This window comes from Alcaligenes ammonioxydans, assembly GCF_019343455.1.
Classification (GTDB): domain Bacteria; phylum Pseudomonadota; class Gammaproteobacteria; order Burkholderiales; family Burkholderiaceae_B; genus Alcaligenes; species Alcaligenes ammonioxydans.
In genome coordinates this window covers 1,180,843-1,197,312 of the sequence record NZ_CP049362.1, presented here as the reverse complement: position 1 = coordinate 1,197,312, position 16,470 = coordinate 1,180,843, and the positions used below count along the sequence as shown (strand labels likewise).

Here is a 16,470-nt window from a genome sequence, read left to right as displayed (position 1 = left end):
GTCCATGAGCCCAGACGAGTATTGTCAAAACAAGGCGGCCCAAAGCGGCTCCAGTTTTTACTACGCCTTTTTGTTTCTGCCGCCCGAACGTCGACGCGCCATCACGGCCCTGTATGCCTTTTGTCGCGAAGTCGACGATGTAGTGGACGAGGTTCACGAGGAGTCGGTTGCCCGCATGAAGCTGGTATGGTGGCGCACGCAGGTCGCCGACCTGTATGAAGGCCGCACCCAGCATCCGGTCATGCAGGCTCTGGCTCCGCATATCCACGCCTTTGAGCTGCCACAGGACGAGTTGCTGGCCGTGATCGACGGAATGGAAATGGACCTGGATCAGGTACGCTACCAAAGCTGGAACGAGCTGGAGCGCTACTGCTGGCACGCGGCCGGTGTGGTCGGCCTGCTGTCGGCACGTATTTTCGGTCAGACCCAGGAACAGACCAGCGATTACGCACAAAAACTGGGACTGGCTTTTCAACTGACCAACATCATCCGTGACGTGGGCGATGATGCTCGACGTGGTCGTATCTACCTGCCTCAGGACGATCTGGATAGGTTTGGCGTAGCCCCCCATGAAATTCTGGATCAGCAGCACTCGGAACGCTTCGAGGCCTTGATGGCCTTTCAAACTGAACGCGCCCAGGACTTGTACCGCCAGGCCATGCGCGCCCTGCCCGATGCAGATCGCCGGGCACAACGCCCAGGCCTGTTGATGGCCGCCATCTACCATGCCTTGCTGCTCGAAATTGTTGACGAACGCTGGCATGTACTGGAACAACGCATCTCCCTGACCCCCATCCGCAAGTTCTGGCTGGCCTGGAAAACCTGGGTGTCGGGCGGGCGTAGCCTGCAACGCAAACTGGGCCGATGAAAGTCGCGGTGATCGGGGCGGGCTGGGCAGGCTGTGCCGCTGCCTGGCGCTTAAAGACGCAGGGCCATCAGGTCAGTGTCTTTGAGGCCTCACGTCACATAGGCGGACGCGCACGCCGCATCCACAGCCCCAATCTGGGGCGCGACACCGACAATGGCCAGCACATCCTGCTGGGGGCCTACTCCGTCACACTGGGCTTGATGAGGGAAGTGGGCCTGGATGAATCTGCCCGTTTGCAACGCCGGGATCTGGATGTCCTTGCTGCTGACGGCCACTTTCGTCTGCGCAACCGTCCCCTGCCCGCCCCCTTGCATCTATTGACGGGCCTGCTGGGTGCTCAAGGCTTGAGCTGGTCACAAAAAATCAAGCTGGCCCGTTTTTGCCGTTGGCTGATGAAACAGCACTGGCGCACTCCTGAAGGCCTGACGGTATTGCAGTTGCTGGAGCAACACCAGCAAGACAGCCATGTCATCCGTCTATTCTGGCAACCGCTGTGTGTGGCCGCCATGAATACGCCCATTGAGCAGGCCTGCGCCCAACTCTTTGCCCATGTCCTGCGCGACAGCCTGGGCGGTCCCCGTCAAGCCAGCCAAACCCTGATCCCGCTAACCGACTTAAGCCAGCTTTGGTGTGAGCCAGCGCTGCGCGACATTCAACTTCAATTGGGACACCGGGTGCAGCGACTGGAACTGAACGCAGCCGGAGTTCAGATTGATGGGCTGCACTTTGATGCCGCCATTGTGGCTTGCCCGCCGGTTCAGGCAGCACGTTTACTCCACAACCTACCTAGCAGCCCGGCCAGCGAACAATTGCTGGCAGATCTGGAGGCGTTCAGCTATATCCCTATCGCCACCCTCTATCTGGAACTGGAACAGCCCTGGAATCTGCCCCACTCCATGTTGATGCTGGACGATAGCAGTGGCAGCGGCGGGCAATGGCTGTTTGATCACAGCGCCTTGAAACCGGGTAGCGGCGAAACGCTGGTGGGGATTGTCATCAGCGATGCGGTACGCCTGCAGGCGCTGGACCGGGAGCAAGCGATTGCCACGATTATCGCCCAGGTACGCAGCCAAACCCGGCACCTGAAAACCATGCCTGCGGTGCGGGCCAGCGAGCTGATTATCGAAAAACGGGCCACTTTTGCGGCCGTGCCCGGCTTGCGTCGACCTTCCGTGACGACACCTTGGACTGCCATTCGTTTGGCAGGCGACTGGACTGATACCGGCTATCCCGGTGTGCTGGAAGGCGCGGTACGCAGCGGTCTGACAGCGGCGCATCTGTAAGTCCTGGATTCAAGCAGAGCACAGCCGAAACGAGGGTGCCGAACCCCTGTCTTTCCTGCTGCTCTGAGCATGACGACATCCGCTCTTTGAAAACGACCCTGCATAAACTGGCACATGCACCCTACGCATCCAGGTAGTCACACGAAGTCATGCCAAGAAACCCAGCCATCAACCAAGACCCCGCGTAAGACGCTCTTCAAACAGGGGCCATTGGGGCAAGACACTATTGCGCCGACGGTGTCAGCAAAGTCTGCGCCGGTTTGTGAGCGGCCAGAAAATCGGCCTGGAACAAACGCATACGCACCACATCCCGATATTGGCCGTTGATGAAAAACTCGTGTTTGAGTTCGCCTTCCACCTGAAAGCCAAACTTCTGATAGATGTGAATCGCTTTGTGGTTTTCCTTATCCACAATCAGCACGATCTTGTACAGATTCAACACCCCAAATCCGTACTCGATAGCCAGTTTGGTTGCCCGTGAGGCAATGCCCTTGCCCTGAAACTCGGGCGCAATAATGATCTGGAACTCTGCCCGGCGGTGCACATAATCAATTTCCACCAGTTCCACCACACCGGAGGGCTGCCCCTCCCACTCCACCACAAAACGACGTTCACGCTGATCATGAATGTGCTCATCGTACAGCGCTGCCAGCTCCCCGTAGGTTTCGTAAGGCTCTTCAAACCAGTAACGCATCACGCTGGCGTTATTGTCCAGCAGGTGCACAAAGCGCAAGTCCTCGCGCTCGAGGGGACGTAATTTCACGTGAGTCGTTTTACTCATGATTTTTCTATCCTTTCTTCTATGTTCAATAGACGAACCGCCTATCTGCCGATATCACAGGCCATCGTCATCATGCCTGCATATCGTGTTCTTTTGATGAAGAGAAGATAGCAAAGGTTCAGCGCGCCTCGCAAAGCTCGCCTTGTCTGTCTGAACGCCAGGCACAGACAAGAGGCAAAAAACCCCGATTGATGCTTTCCTGATTCGCCGACTGAACAAGGATCAGAGCAGCGGGAACAGCAAAATCGGGGTTTTAAACCAGTCTTAGACCGGCGCCTGCTCATCACAAGCGCAGTGACGAGTATCAGCGCGGGGCATGTGCCTCGATATAGCGACGCACTTGGGCCACGTCCGCATCCATCACCACCACTTTCTGTGGCAAATCAGCCAGACCGGCCAGGTGCGCTGGCACGGGAGCGGGCTGACTAATGGCCTCTTCAATGGTCTCGGAGAACTTAGCGGGCAAGGCGGTTTCCAATACCAGCATGGGAATGCCATCTTCACGGTAGGCCTGGGCCACTTTGACGCCATCGGCCGTGTGCGGATCGATCAGCGTCTGATACTGCTCGTTCACCTGGGCGATCGTGTTCAACCGGTCCTGGTGCGAGCTGGCACCAGCCACAAAGCCGAACTCTTCCTGGAAGCGTGGCAGATGCTCGCTCAGATCGAACTGACCTTCTTTGGCCAATTGTTCCCACAATGCCTTGACCTTGCTGCCATCGCGGCCCAGCAGATCAAACACAAAGCGTTCGAAGTTGGAAGCGCGGGAGATGTCCATGGACGGGCTGGACGTGGCGTATGTCTGCTCGGAACCACGGGGACGATAAATACCGGTGCGGAAGAACTCTTCCAGCACATTGTTTTCGTTGGTGGCCAGAACCAGCTTGGCGATCGGCAGACCCATCTGGCGGGCAATGTGACCCGACAGAATATTGCCAAAGTTGCCCGAAGGAACAGCAAAAGAAACTTTCTGACCGGCCGCTGTGGTGCTGCGCAGCCAGCCCCAGAAGTAGTACACCACCTGAGCAGAAATACGCGCCCAGTTAATGGAGTTCACGGCACCCAAATGCCATTGGGACTTGAACTCCAGGTCGCCTGCCAGGGCCTTGACGATGTCCTGGCAATCATCGAACACCCCCTTCACCGACAGGTTGTGGATGTTTTCATCCTGCAGGGAGTACATCTGGGCGCGCTGGAACGCACTCATGCGACCGTAAGGCGAGAGCATGAACACGCTGACGCCACGCTTGCCGCGCAAGGCATATTCAGCCGCCGAACCCGTATCACCGGATGTGGCGCCCAGAATGTTCAACGTGCTGTTGCGCTTTGTGAGTACGTATTCAAAAACCTGGCCCAGGAACTGCATGGCCATGTCTTTAAAAGCCAGGGTCGGACCTTGGGACAAACCCAGCAAAGCAAAACCGGGCTCCAGCTCCTTGACAGGCACCACCTGCTCGCTGTCGAACACACCGGGTGCGTAAGCGCGGGCAGTCAAGGTAGCCAGTTCGTCAGCGGGAATGTCCGTGACAAACAGCCCCAACACCTTGGCGGCCAGTTCGGGATAACTCAGCGCGCGCCAGGATTCCAGCATCTGGGCGCTGACCTGCGGGTAGCTTTCCGGCATGGCCAGACCACCATCGGGAGCCAGACCTTCCAGCAAGATGTCCGAAAATGGTTGGGCCTTCATGCCGCCACGCGTGGATATGTAATTCATTACAGGTTCTCCACGCGCAAACGGGTCACGGCAGACTGTACAAAGGGCAGATTCTGAATCTGGCTGATTGCGCCATTGATGGCACCTTCACGCGCTTCGTGCGTCAGGAAAATGATGTCGGCCTGCTCGCCGGCCGGTTCCTGGAACATGGAACCAATCGAGATCGAGGCTTGAGCCAGAATACGGGCCACATCCGCCAGCACACCTGGACGGTCGTCCACACGCAAACGCAGGTAGTACGAGGACACCACTTCATCCATAGGCAGGATGGGCGTATCGGACATGGCGTTATGCTGGAAGGCCAAATAAGGGACACGGTGCTCGGGTTCTGCCGTTTGCAGACGGGTGACGTCCACCAGGTCGGCCACCACGGCCGAGGCCGTGGGCAAGGCGCCGGCACCGGCGCCGTAGTACACGGTCTGGCCCACGGCGTCGCCGTGCACCAGCACCGCATTCATGGCACCTTGCACATTGGCCAGCATGCTTTGCAGCGGAACCAGTGTGGGGTGGACGCGCAGCTCAATGCCTTCTTCACGAGCGCGGGTAATACCCAGCAGCTTGATGTTGTAGCCCAGGCGTTGTGCGTGTTGCAGGTCTTCCAGTGCCAGGCTGGTAATACCTTCCACGTGGGCCTTGCTGAACTGCACCGGAATACCGAAGGCCAGAGAGGCCAGCAGGCTCAGCTTGTGCGCCGCGTCCACACCTTCAATATCGAAAGTAGGATCCGCTTCGGCGTAACCCAAACGCTGGGCATCGGCCAGGGCTTCAGCAAAGCTGACGCCACGATTGCGCATTTCGGACAGGATGTAGTTGGTGGTGCCGTTGATAATGCCGGCCAGCCACTGAATACGGTTGGCCGTCAGGCCTTCGCGAATCGCCTTGATGATCGGAATACCACCGGCCACAGCGGCTTCAAACGCCACCATGACACTGCGCTCGTGAGCAGCAGCAAAAATCTTGTTGCCATGCTTGGCCAGCAGCGCCTTGTTGGCGGTAACCACGTGCTTGCCCTGGGCAATCGCTTCCATCACCCATTCGCGTGCCACGGTGTCGCCCCCCACCAGCTCGACCACAATGTCGATCTCGGGGTTGCGCACCACGTCCATGCCGTCCGTGGTCAGGGTGACTTCGTCCCCCACCAGCGCGCGTGCCTTTTCCAGGTCCCGCACAGCAATGGCGACCACCTCGATACGGCGACCGGCGCGGCGAGCGATTTCATCTGCGTTGCGTTTCAATACGTTCCAGGTGCCGCTGCCAACCACACCCAAACCCAGCAAACCTACTTTGATAGGACTCATTGAACAAATCCGTCCTTACGGAACATTTCTTTGATGCCGCGTACCGCCTGACGGGTACGTTGCTCGTTTTCGATCAGCGCAAAGCGCACATAGTTGTCGCCATACTCACCAAAGCCGATGCCGGGGGATACGGCTACTTTGGCATCGCTCAGTAAGCGCTTGGCAAACTCCAGCGAACCGATGTCCTTGTAGAACTCGGGAATCTTGGCCCAGATATACATTGATGCCTTGGGAACATCGACCATCCAGCCTGCCTCATGCAGGCCCTTGGCCAGTACGTCGCGACGGCGGCGGTATTGCTCCACCACCTCCTTGACACAATCTTGTGGCCCTTCCAGCGCCGCAATGGCAGCCACCTGAATCGGTGTGAAGGTGCCGTAGTCGTGATAGCTCTTGATCCGTGCCAGCGCATTGACCAGGGACTCGTTACCCACCATGAAACCAATACGCCAACCGGCCATATTGTAGCTTTTGCTCATGGTAAAAAACTCGACGGCTACCTCACGCGCGCCTTCCACCTGCATGATGGAGGGGGCCACGTAGCCGTCAAAGGTAATGTCGGCATAGGCCAGATCGTGTACCACCAAAATACCGTGCTCACGAGCCAGCGCCACAATACGCTCAAAAAAGGACAGGTCCACGCACTGGGCCGTCGGATTGCTGGGGAAACCCAGAATCATCATTTTGGGTTTGGGAATAGACTCGCGAACGGCTTTTTCGATCTCATCAAAAAAGTCCACTCCGGGAACCATCGGTACCGAACGGATATTGGCACCGGCAATGACGGCACCATAAATATGAATGGGGTAGCTGGGGTTGGGCACCAGTACGGTGTCGCCTTTATCCAGGGTCGCCAGCATCAAATGGGCCAGACCTTCCTTGGAGCCGATGGTAACAATCGCCTCGCGATCCGGGTCCAGATGCACATTGTAGCGGCGCTCGTACCAATTGGTCACGGCTCGACGCAAACGCGGGATGCCTTTTGAGACAGAATAGCCATGTGTGTCCGGACGGGTAGCGGCCTCGACCAGCTTTTCCACAATATGCGCTGGTGTCGCACCGTCCGGGTTTCCCATGGACATATCAATGATGTCCTCGCCACGACGGCGGGCAGCCATTTTCAGCTCGCCTGTAATGTTAAACACGTAAGGCGGCAAACGCTCGATGCGCGGAAAGCGAATCATGACATTCCTTGATGAGAGAAAAGCGAAGACCCCAACCAGAAGGCGCGAAGTAAATCAAAGAGTTTAATCCATGATTGACTGACTGAGAATCACTGCAAACAGATCAGCTGCCGCATCGTCGCTGACGCTTTGCGCTATCATCGATAGCTGAAAACCGGAGAGACCCATCGTGCAACTGCAACGCGAACATAACCCCGCCCTAAATGCCATCACCGCCTACGGTGAGGACTACGTGGCGATCAACTTTCAAAACCACGATCATTCCATCTTCTTTAGCCCTGAAGGACCGGTGCAGACCCTGGCTATTCAAAGCGCTTCCGAGCTGACCGCTGCCTTGCTGCGACAAATTGCGGGACTGGAATCGCTCAAGCAAGACCCCATGGCCTTTCTGGATGACGCCCCGCCCGCACGCCCGGACAATGCGCCGGAACTGATTTTGATTGGGACCGGACAGCGTCAGCATTTTTTGCGCCCTGCCGTCACCCAGGAAATGCTGCAGTGGGGCATAGGGGTGGAAATCATGGATACCCAGGCCGCTGCCAGAACCTACAATATCCTCATGTCCGAAGGCCGCAAAGTCGTTGCCGCCTTACTCATACAGGAAAAAGCATGACAGCCGTAAAAATAGGTGCCCCCATTCCCGACTTTTCCGTGCCCTCCACGCAGGGCGAGTTCAGCGCGGCTGATCTTAAAGGAAAAATGACAGTGTTGTACTTTTACCCTAAAGACAACACCCCGGGCTGCACCACCGAATCCCAGAATTTCCGTGATGCCCAGGCCGAATTTGAGGCCGCAGGCGCGCAGATCATTGGTGTTTCGCGCGACTCGCTAGGTTCACATGAGCGCTTTATCAACAAGCAAGGTCTGACCTTCCCCTTGCTGGCCGACACCGAGGAGCGCTTGTGCGAACTGTTTGGGGTCATGAAAATGAAAAACATGTACGGTAAACAGGTACGTGGCATTGAGCGCAGCACCTTCTTGATCGACGCCCACGGGGTCTTGATTCAGGAATGGCGTGGCATCAAAGTGCCAGGCCACGTCCAGGCTGTATTACAGGCTGTCCAGCAAACCGCCTGAAACCTTACCGTGTCGGCCCGCGGGCCGACACACAACCAGGAGTACGTGTTATATGCCGCTACCAACGTTGCCCACCAAGCTGGGAACCCTGCTTAGCGAAAAAGATGACAGTGTCATCCTTGCCGATCCACCCGTACAACCAGACGAACCCGACACGCCCCCTGCCCGTCCTGCCACTGCCAGCAACAAGGCAGCTGCCACGCCCCGCGCCAAAAAACCAGCGCCCGTAAAAACAGCGCCCGCAGCCCCGACAGCAGTGCCTGCGCCTGCCACCGCCGCCAAGACCGCTCCCGCCAAAAGTGCGGCAGCCAATCCGGCTCAGGCCCCCAGGCCTGCAGCCGGGACGGCCAGCAAGCGCACCCGTCTGGCTCCCACTCAGCGCAAACTGTTTGTGCTCGATACCAACGTCTTGCTACACGACTCCAATTCGCTGTTCAAGTTTGAGGAACACGACATCTTCCTGCCCATGATGGTGCTCGAAGAGCTGGATCACCAGAAAAAAGGCCTGTCCGAAGTGGCTCGCAATGCGCGTCAGGTCAGCCGTTCCTTGGAAGGCTTGGTAGGCGATCATGGCCTGGACAAGCCCATTAATCTGGATGGCATCGGCAATACCGAAGCGCGTGGCGCCGTCACCTTCCAGACCAGCGCGCTCGATACCAGCCTGCCCATCCAGCTACCGCTGGGCAAGGCGGACAACGCCATTTTGGCCGTGGTCAACGCCCTGACCAAAAGCATGCCCAAGCGCGAAGTGGTTCTGGTGTCCAAAGACATCAATATGCGCCTGAAGGCCAAGGCCCTGGGCCTGCTGGCCGAGGACTACCGCCACGACCACGTGCTGGATGACTCCGACCTGCTCTATGACGGTGTCATGCCTTTGCCGGACAATTTCTGGACCAAGCACGGCAAAAACATGGAATCCTGGCAACAAGGTGGCACCACCTTCTACCGCATCAGCGGGCCGCTATGCAGCCAGTTCATGGTCAACCAGTTCGTGTTTACCGAAGGCGACGATCCCCTGTACGCCCAGGTACGCGAGACCGCCGGCAACACCGCGGTGCTGGCCACCTTGCGCGACTACAGCCATGGCAAGAACAATGTCTGGGGCATTACGGCTCGCAACCGCGAGCAGAATTTTGCCCTGAACCTGTTGATGAACCCCGATTTTGATTTCGTCTCGCTGCTGGGCCATGCCGGTACGGGTAAAACGCTGCTGGCACTGGCCAGCGCGCTCACCCAGACGCTGGAGACCAAGCGCTACAACGAGATCATCATCACCCGTGCCACCGTGCCGGTGGGAGACGACATCGGCTTTCTGCCCGGCACTGAAGAAGAGAAAATGCAGCCCTGGATGGGCGCTCTGGAAGACAACCTGGAGGTACTGCATCTGGGTACCGGCAAATCGTCCAGTAACCTGAGCAACCCACAAGGCTCGGAGGCGCCGCGCAACTCCACCATGGAGCTGGTACGTTCCAAGATCAAGGTCAAATCCCTGAGCTTTATGCGCGGCCGCACGTTCATGAACAAGTTTCTGATCATCGACGAGGCACAGAACCTCACGCCCAAACAGATGAAAACACTGGTGACGCGCGCTGGCCCAGGCACTAAAATCGTCTGTCTGGGCAATATTGCCCAGATCGACACACCCTATCTGACCGAGGGCAGTTCAGGGCTGACCTATGTGGTAGACCGATTTAAAGGCTGGCCACATGCCGGTCACATCACCCTGCAGCGTGGGGAACGCTCCCGCTTGGCCGATTACGCCAGCGACGCGCTCTAAACGGCATCCCTGCTCACTCAAACCGGGTCATGAACCCGGTTTTTTTTTAGCCAGGCTGCCCTAAGGTAAACAGCTCCCTCGGGGCAGCAAGCCATAGGCGCGGCGTGAAGTGTTTTTACCGTCAGTCCAGCCCCCGGCAAAATGCTCCCCGCAGGGGAACCAGCCAAAGGCGTAGCGCAGAAGTTTTTTTATAGCCATTATCATGAACCGAACCGAACAACCCATTGGGATCACCATGGGCGATGCTGCCGGCATAGGCCCGGAAATCATCGCCCGTCTGATTGTTGAGGGTCTGCCCCACCCGGCAGTCGTCTATGGCGATGCTGGTGTCCTGCGCCGCGCCTTGTCCGTGATCGGCGCTGACCCGCACTGGCGTGTCCAGGAAATGACGCAAGCGATTTGCCCTCCTGCTGGCGTCATTGCCGTTCTCAACCGTTGGCAGGCTCTGCCCGCTGATCTCCCTTATGGGCAGGTCAGCGCCCAAGCCGGACGCGGCGCGTATGAGTATTTGTGTCACGCTATTGATGATGCCCAGGCCGGACTGATACGCGCTATTGTCACCGCACCACTCAACAAGCTGGCCATGCAAAAAGGCGGTATTGATGCCCCTGGGCATACTGAAATTCTGGCCGAACGCAGTCACACAGAGCACTACGCCATGATGCTGGCCAACGAGCACTTGCGCTCCATTCTGGTCACCATTCACGAACCGCTGGCACGCGTCCCTTCCCTGATTACGAAAGAGCGCGTGCTGCAAACCATACGATTGGCACAACTGGCCTGCACCCAAGCGGGGATCGCCAAGCCACGCGTGGCGGTGGCCGGTTTGAACCCCCACGCCGGTGAAGGCGGAAAGTTCGGCCTGGAAGACATAGAACAGATCACCCCGGCTATTGAACAAGCCTGCGCCGAAGGCATACAAGCCAGCGGCCCCTGGCCCGGTGACACGATTTTCATGCGTGCCCGTCAGGGGGCGTTCGATATTGTGGTGGCCCAATATCATGACCAGGGACTGATTCCCATCAAGCTGCTGGGCCTGGACGAAGGGGTGAACGTGACGGTGGGCCTGCCCTTTATCCGCACCAGCGTGGACCATGGAACCGCGTACGACATCGCCGGACAAGGCAAGGCCGATGCCTCATCACTGCGCTATGCCTACCGTATGGCCCTTTCCATGAGCGCTTACCAGGCATGATCAAGCGTTTACCGATTGACCCGTTCTTGCTGAAACTGTTTGCTACCGTTGCACTGGCCAGTCTGCTGCCCGCCCAAGGCTGGGGCGTGCCACTGTTTCAACACATCACGCAGATTGCCATTGCACTGTTGTTCTTTCTGCATGGCGCCCGCCTGTCACGCGAGGCTATCTGGGGCGGCCTGTCCCACTGGCGTTTGCACCTGCTGATTCTGTCCGTTACCTTTTTGCTCTTCCCGGTTCTGGGCAGTGGCGTGGCAGCCGTGCTGCGCCCCTGGCTAACCGACAATCTGTACTTGGGGATTCTGTTTCTGGCTTGCCTGCCCAGCACCGTGCAATCTGCAGTGGCTCTGACCGCCATGGCTAGGGGGAATGTGCCGGTGTCGATTTGCAGCGCCTCTGCCTCTACGCTGCTTGGCGTATTCATCACTCCCCTGCTGGTCGGCATCATGTTGGCCGGAGCGACCAGTGCCCAGGCAACGGTATCCCTGGAGGCGGTGGGAAAAATCATGCTGCAACTGTTTTTCCCCTTTGTCTTCGGGCATCTGCTGCGCCCCTTGATCGGAGCCTGGGTCATGAAACGCCAGCAACTGCTCAAAGTCGTGGATCAGGGCTCAATTCTGCTGGTGGTGTATACGGCTTTTTCAGGCGCTGTAGTAGGCGGACTCTGGACCTCTACGCCGCTCAGTGCCTTGGGACTGATTGTGCTGTCCAACGCCATTCTGTTGACCTTGGCGCAGGTGCTGGCCTGGAATCTGGGACGCTGGCTGGGTTTTTCCTTTGAAGACCGAGTCAGCTTGCTGATGTGCGGTTCCAATAAAAGCCTGAGCAGCGGCATCCCGATTGCCAACGTGATTTTCCCCAGCGTCATGGTGGGGCCTGTCATCTTGCCCATCATGCTGTTTCACCAGTGGCAGCTTCTGGTCTGTGCGTGGTTGGCCAAGCGACTGGCGGCCGGCCGCGGAGACTAAAAAGACGAGGGCCCTTGGGAACGATTGACTGAGCCGGGAATCAGGCGGGCAAGACGATAAAAAAGAGGGGCCCGACAATGTGCACAGGCCCCTCCTATTGTTTTCCTTCCGTATCCGCTACAAAGCGCTACTTGGGCAGCCCATTGCACACTGCGGCGCCCGTCGTCATGTAGGCATGTAATCCAGAAAGCGCGTACTGGCTCCCGCAAAGGTCAGGCGCACCGAACCAATCGGGCCGTTACGCTGCTTACCGATAATGATTTCAGCCGTGCCTTTATCGGGCGAGTCTGGGTTGTAGACCTCGTCACGGTAAATAAACAAGATCAAGTCAGCATCCTGCTCAATAGCGCCTGATTCTCGCAAGTCACTCATCACCGGGCGTTTGTTAGGACGTTGCTCCAGACTGCGGTTCAACTGCGACAAAGCAATCAAGGGACAGTTAAGCTCTTTAGCCAGACCCTTCAAGGAACGACTGATCTCGGAAATTTCCGTCGCCCGGTTCTCACCACCACTAGAGGACATCAGTTGCAGGTAGTCGATAATAATCAGGCCGAGCTGCCCACACTGACGAGCCAGCCGCCGTGCGCGTGCCCGCACCTCCATGGACGACAAGCCGGGGGTTTCATCAATATAGATCTGGGCTTCCTGCACTTGCTGAACAGCATGCGTCAGGCGCGGCCAGTCATCTGCCGTCAACTTGCCGGTACGCATGCGGTGCTGGTCCAGCAACCCTACCGAACCCACCATACGCATGGCCAACTGCACCGCGCCCATTTCCATGGAGAACACGGCGACGGGCAGGCCCTGAGCAATCGCCACATGCTCGCCAATGTTCATGGAAAAGGAGGTTTTACCCATGGACGGACGTCCGGCCACAATCACCAGGTCCCCTGGCTGCAAACCGGAGGTCATCTTGTCCAGGTCGACAAAACCCGTCGGCACGCCCGTCACTTCCGAGTCGCCCTCACGGTGGTACAGCTCGTCAATGCGCTCCACCACCTGACTGAGCAAGGGCTGAATTTCCAGAAAACCCTGCGAACCACGCGCTCCTTCCTGGGCGATCTGAAACACCCGCGTTTCGGCCTCATCCAAAATCTGACGGGCTTCTTTACCTTGTGGATTGAAGGCAGCAGAGGATATCTCGTCGGCCACGGTCACCAGCTTGCGCAGCGTGGAGCGTTCACGCACGATCTCGGCATACCGACGAATGTTGGCCGCCGAAGGCGTGTTATGCGCCAGGGCATTCAAATAGGCCAGCCCCCCCACCTCCTCCTGCTTGCCCGCCACGGACAGAGACTCAAATACGGTGACGACGTCGGCAGGCCGGGCCAGTCCGATCAAACGGGTAATGTGTTGCCAGATCAGCTTATGATCAAAACGATAAAAATCCTCGTCGGTGACAATGTCGGCCACCCGGTCAAACGCGGCATTATCGAGCAACAAGCCACCGAGCACCGACTGCTCCGCCTCGATTGAATGAGGCGGGACCCGAAGGTAATCCAGCGTTGAATCGGATTTGGCTGACTTGCTTTCCATGCATATACCTTCAAATCAAGGAAAAAAATCGACGCCGCAGCCCGCAAAATGCGTTGCGCGGTCTTAAGCAGGAGATGTATCTGGGGTCAGAACAGTCAGACTCAATAAGACACTGAGCCAACAGGACCGGATGCGGCAGTACAAACAGGCTCGGGCGCGATCGCATTGCCCGGGCAGGCTGGAGAGAAAACAAAAAAGCCGGCTTGCACCGGCTTTTTCTAGCTTGGCAGATACACTCCAAAGAAGAATGTACCATGCGTCAACGCACTAGTCTTAGGCGACGTCGCCTTGAACCACAACGTTGATTTCAGCGATCACGTCAGGGTGCAGAGCAACCTGGACAGGGTACTCGCCCACAGCTTTCAGGTGACCGTCGATCAAACGAACCTGGGTCTTGACCAGATCTTCAAAGCCTGCTGCTTTCAGTGCATTGGCGATATCCATGGTGGTCACGGAACCAAACAGACGACCATCCACACCGGCTTTCTGAACCAGCGTGAACGTCTGACCGTTCAGCTTTTCGTTCTGAGCCTGAGCAGCGGCCAGCTTTTCAGCCTGCAGCTTTTCCAGTTCGGCACGACGTGCTTCGAACTCTTGCAAAGCAGCAGCCGTTGCACGGCGAGCAACTTTACGTGGCAGCAGGAAGTTACGGGCGTAACCATCACGTACGCGCACGACATCACCCAGATTACCCAGGTTGGCGACTTTTTCGAGCAAAATAACTTGCATGACTAAGGTTCCTCTGGATTATTTGTGGTTGTCGGTGTACGGCAACAGAGCCAGGAAACGAGCGCGCTTGACGGCGGTGTCCAGCTGACGCTGGTAGTGAGCTTTGGTGCCCGTCAAACGTGCAGGGATGATCTTGCCATTTTCCTGGATGAAATCACGCAGGGTGTCCAGATCTTTGTAATCAATTTCTTCAACGCCAGCGACGGTGAAGCGGCAGAATTTGCGGCGCTTGAACAGTGGGTTCTGTTGTGCAAATTTGCGTTTTTTGTCTTTGCCTCTACGGAAAGCCATTTTGTGCCTCGTTAGTAACCGGGCTATACCCGGGAGAATTCAGTGTGAAGCGAGGTGTTGAACACTTCGCGACGATCGAGCCAGACCAGTCAGACCGTAACAGAGCCTTGTCCCGGAAAGTGACGCTGATACTGCTGTACATGCAGCACCAGACGCGTCGAACCTTTACGGGCCGGGGCTATAAAACCTTGTAGCTGCAAATGGGCTCCCAAAGGAGTGTCTGCCAGACCCAAGGCGTTATTGCCTAATGCCACTACCTGCATCGTCAATGCGATTTGCCGGGAGTGACCGGCTTCCATTACGGAAGATTCGTGTTCCAGGACCAATTCCAGAGCAGGGACACCAGCCGGCGTATAACGCAAAGGCTTGATGTCGATAAGCTGGCCGGCAAGAGAGAACTGGTTCACGCAGTCGGAGCTATTACTCTTCAGCTTGAGCTTCAGCGTCAGCCGCTGCAGGAGCGCTGGCTTCGGTGCTTGCTTTACGTGCTTCTTCGCGTTCGACGGACTTCATCATGACCGAAGCGCCTTCAGGGGCTTTCTTCGTGCCAGCGACGAGGTAACGCAAGATGGCGTCGTTGTAGCGGAAGGAATGCTCCAGCTCGTCCAAGGTGGACTGACCGCATTCGATGTTCAGGCACACGTAGTGAGCCTTGACCAGTTTCTGGATGGGGTAAGCCAGTTGACGGCGGCCCCAGTCTTCCAGACGATGAATAGCACCGCCTTCGGAAGTAACAATCGCCGAATAGCGCTCGATCATGGCGGGCACTTGCTCGCTTTGATCGGGATGCACAATGAACACTACTTCGTAGTGACGCATGGAACAACTCCTTGTGGATATCGCCTACTACCCGCTGCTAAAACAGTCAGGCACCAAGCGCGACAGCCCGCCCATTCAATCCGGGTCGAGCAAGAAACCATAGATACTAGCACCAAAAAAGCCTGGCTGACAAGCCAAAAGCCTTAGCCCTGCACGCTTGCGTAGGCAGAGTGATTATGAATCGACTCGAAATTCTCGGCTTCGATGCTATAACGCAACACTCCGGGCAGACTGCGCACGCTGACAGCCACATCCCGAACCAGATCTTCGACAAATTTGGGATTGTCGTAGGCGTACTCGGTCACGTATTTTTCATCAGTGCGCTTTAACAGGCCCCAAAGCTGACACGAAGCCTGCTCCTCCACCGACCGGATCAAGGCGGGCAGATCCAGAGCGTCCGGATGGGAAAAAACGGCTTGCACGGTCACATGCGAGCGCTGATTATGCGCACCGTATTCGGAAATTGCTTTCGAGCAGGGGCACAGACTGGTCACGGGAACCAGCACGGACAGCTCGAACTCGGGCTGGTCATCCACGCCAACACGTGCCGTCCAGCTGACGGTGTAATCCATCAGGCTGGCCACTCCCGAGACAGGCGCGACTTTTTCAAGAAATACGGGAAAAGTCGCTGTCATATCGCCACGACCGGCGTTCAGCAAAGGCAGCATGGCCTGGGCCATCTGTACAAAACCGGCTGGGGTCAGGGCTTGACGGCGATACTCTTCCAGCAAGGCCACAAAGCGCGACATATGGGTGCCTTTTTCTTCCGGCGGCAAAGCCACCGTCAACTCCCATTGCGCCACGGTGGGCACAGCCTGCCCCTGCAGATCCAGCATCATCGGATGCCGCACCCCGCGCACACCCACGCGCTGAATTGCAACACGGCGTGTATCCATGCTGCTTTGCACATCTGGCATGGCCAAGGGCGATTCCGACACTGTATTCATATC

General features: G+C 57.3%; 17 protein-coding genes. 7 read left to right on the top strand and 10 right to left on the bottom strand.

The features are described 5' to 3' along the window. The first annotated feature begins 4 nt into the window (after nt 1-4). A complete protein-coding gene (gene hpnD / locus FE795_RS05425) occupies nt 5-868 on the top strand; it encodes a presqualene diphosphate synthase HpnD (protein ID WP_003802429.1) in 864 nt (287 codons plus the stop codon). Further along, on the top strand, nt 865-2,151 hold the full coding sequence (hpnE, locus tag FE795_RS05420; RefSeq protein WP_059318556.1) for a hydroxysqualene dehydroxylase HpnE: 1,287 nt from the start codon (nt 865-867) through the stop codon (nt 2,149-2,151). Before hpnD ends, hpnE begins: the two co-directional genes overlap by 4 nt. A gap of 223 nt (nt 2,152-2,374) precedes the next feature. Here hpnE and speG read toward each other — a convergent pair whose 3' ends face one another. The 4 genes from speG to alaC all read right to left on the bottom strand — a co-directional run bounded on the left by speG (nt 2,375) and on the right by alaC (nt 7,128). Beyond that, nucleotides 2,375-2,932, bottom strand: a complete 558-nt coding sequence (gene speG, locus FE795_RS05415) for a spermidine N1-acetyltransferase (protein WP_219235844.1) — start codon at nt 2,930-2,932, stop codon at nt 2,375-2,377. 304 nt (nt 2,933-3,236) lie between these two features. Then, entirely contained in the window at nt 3,237-4,646 is a 1,410-nt protein-coding gene (gene thrC / locus FE795_RS05410) for a threonine synthase (protein WP_131071411.1), read from the bottom strand. Beyond that, nucleotides 4,646-5,944 (bottom strand): homoserine dehydrogenase, encoded by a 1,299-nt coding sequence (locus FE795_RS05405; RefSeq protein ID WP_003802434.1) that lies wholly within the window; start codon nt 5,942-5,944, stop codon nt 4,646-4,648. The genes thrC and FE795_RS05405 overlap by 1 nt, the downstream gene beginning before the upstream one ends. Beyond that, nucleotides 5,941-7,128, bottom strand: a complete 1,188-nt coding sequence (alaC, locus tag FE795_RS05400; RefSeq protein ID WP_131071410.1) for an alanine transaminase — start codon at nt 7,126-7,128, stop codon at nt 5,941-5,943. Before alaC ends, FE795_RS05405 begins: the two co-directional genes overlap by 4 nt. A gap of 169 nt (nt 7,129-7,297) precedes the next feature. Here alaC and FE795_RS05395 point away from each other — a divergent pair, with 169 nt between their 5' ends. From FE795_RS05395 to FE795_RS05375, 5 genes are all read left to right on the top strand, one after another. Further along, nucleotides 7,298-7,741: an Mth938-like domain-containing protein gene (locus FE795_RS05395; protein ID WP_219235843.1), complete on the top strand. Its 444-nt coding sequence runs from the start codon at nt 7,298-7,300 to the stop codon at nt 7,739-7,741. After that, entirely contained in the window at nt 7,738-8,205 is a 468-nt protein-coding gene (locus tag FE795_RS05390) for a peroxiredoxin (RefSeq protein ID WP_219235842.1), read from the top strand. Before FE795_RS05395 ends, FE795_RS05390 begins: the two co-directional genes overlap by 4 nt. 52 nt (nt 8,206-8,257) lie before the next feature. Then, nucleotides 8,258-9,982 carry a PhoH family protein gene (locus tag FE795_RS05385; protein ID WP_219235841.1) on the top strand — a complete coding sequence of 575 codons (1,725 nt, stop codon included), beginning with the start codon at nt 8,258-8,260 and terminating at the stop codon, nt 9,980-9,982. A 202-nt stretch (nt 9,983-10,184) separates the two neighbouring features. Next, nucleotides 10,185-11,177 carry a 4-hydroxythreonine-4-phosphate dehydrogenase PdxA gene (pdxA, locus tag FE795_RS05380; RefSeq protein ID WP_219235840.1) on the top strand — a complete coding sequence of 331 codons (993 nt, stop codon included), beginning with the start codon at nt 10,185-10,187 and terminating at the stop codon, nt 11,175-11,177. After that, on the top strand, nt 11,174-12,145 hold the full coding sequence (locus FE795_RS05375; protein WP_219235839.1) for a bile acid:sodium symporter family protein: 972 nt from the start codon (nt 11,174-11,176) through the stop codon (nt 12,143-12,145). Before pdxA ends, FE795_RS05375 begins: the two co-directional genes overlap by 4 nt. 165 nt (nt 12,146-12,310) lie before the next feature. Here the strand turns inward: FE795_RS05375 and FE795_RS05370 are convergent, their stop codons facing one another. The 6 genes from FE795_RS05370 to folE2 all read right to left on the bottom strand — a co-directional run bounded on the left by FE795_RS05370 (nt 12,311) and on the right by folE2 (nt 16,467). Next, nucleotides 12,311-13,681, bottom strand: coding sequence for a replicative DNA helicase (locus FE795_RS05370; RefSeq protein WP_003802442.1), 1,371 nt, complete (start codon nt 13,679-13,681; stop codon nt 12,311-12,313). A gap of 273 nt (nt 13,682-13,954) precedes the next feature. Further along, a complete protein-coding gene (gene rplI / locus FE795_RS05365; RefSeq protein WP_003802443.1) occupies nt 13,955-14,410 on the bottom strand; it encodes a 50S ribosomal protein L9 in 456 nt (151 codons plus the stop codon). Between the two features lie 18 nt (nt 14,411-14,428). Beyond that, nucleotides 14,429-14,701 carry a 30S ribosomal protein S18 gene (rpsR, locus tag FE795_RS05360; protein ID WP_003802444.1) on the bottom strand — a complete coding sequence of 91 codons (273 nt, stop codon included), beginning with the start codon at nt 14,699-14,701 and terminating at the stop codon, nt 14,429-14,431. An 89-nt stretch (nt 14,702-14,790) separates the two neighbouring features. Then, nucleotides 14,791-15,108: a primosomal replication protein N gene (priB, locus tag FE795_RS05355; protein ID WP_003802445.1), complete on the bottom strand. Its 318-nt coding sequence runs from the start codon at nt 15,106-15,108 to the stop codon at nt 14,791-14,793. A gap of 13 nt (nt 15,109-15,121) precedes the next feature. Beyond that, entirely contained in the window at nt 15,122-15,520 is a 399-nt protein-coding gene (gene rpsF / locus FE795_RS05350; protein ID WP_003802446.1) for a 30S ribosomal protein S6, read from the bottom strand. 143 nt (nt 15,521-15,663) lie between these two features. Next, nucleotides 15,664-16,467: a GTP cyclohydrolase FolE2 gene (folE2, locus tag FE795_RS05345; protein ID WP_003802447.1), complete on the bottom strand. Its 804-nt coding sequence runs from the start codon at nt 16,465-16,467 to the stop codon at nt 15,664-15,666. Nucleotides 16,468-16,470 lie beyond the last annotated feature (3 nt).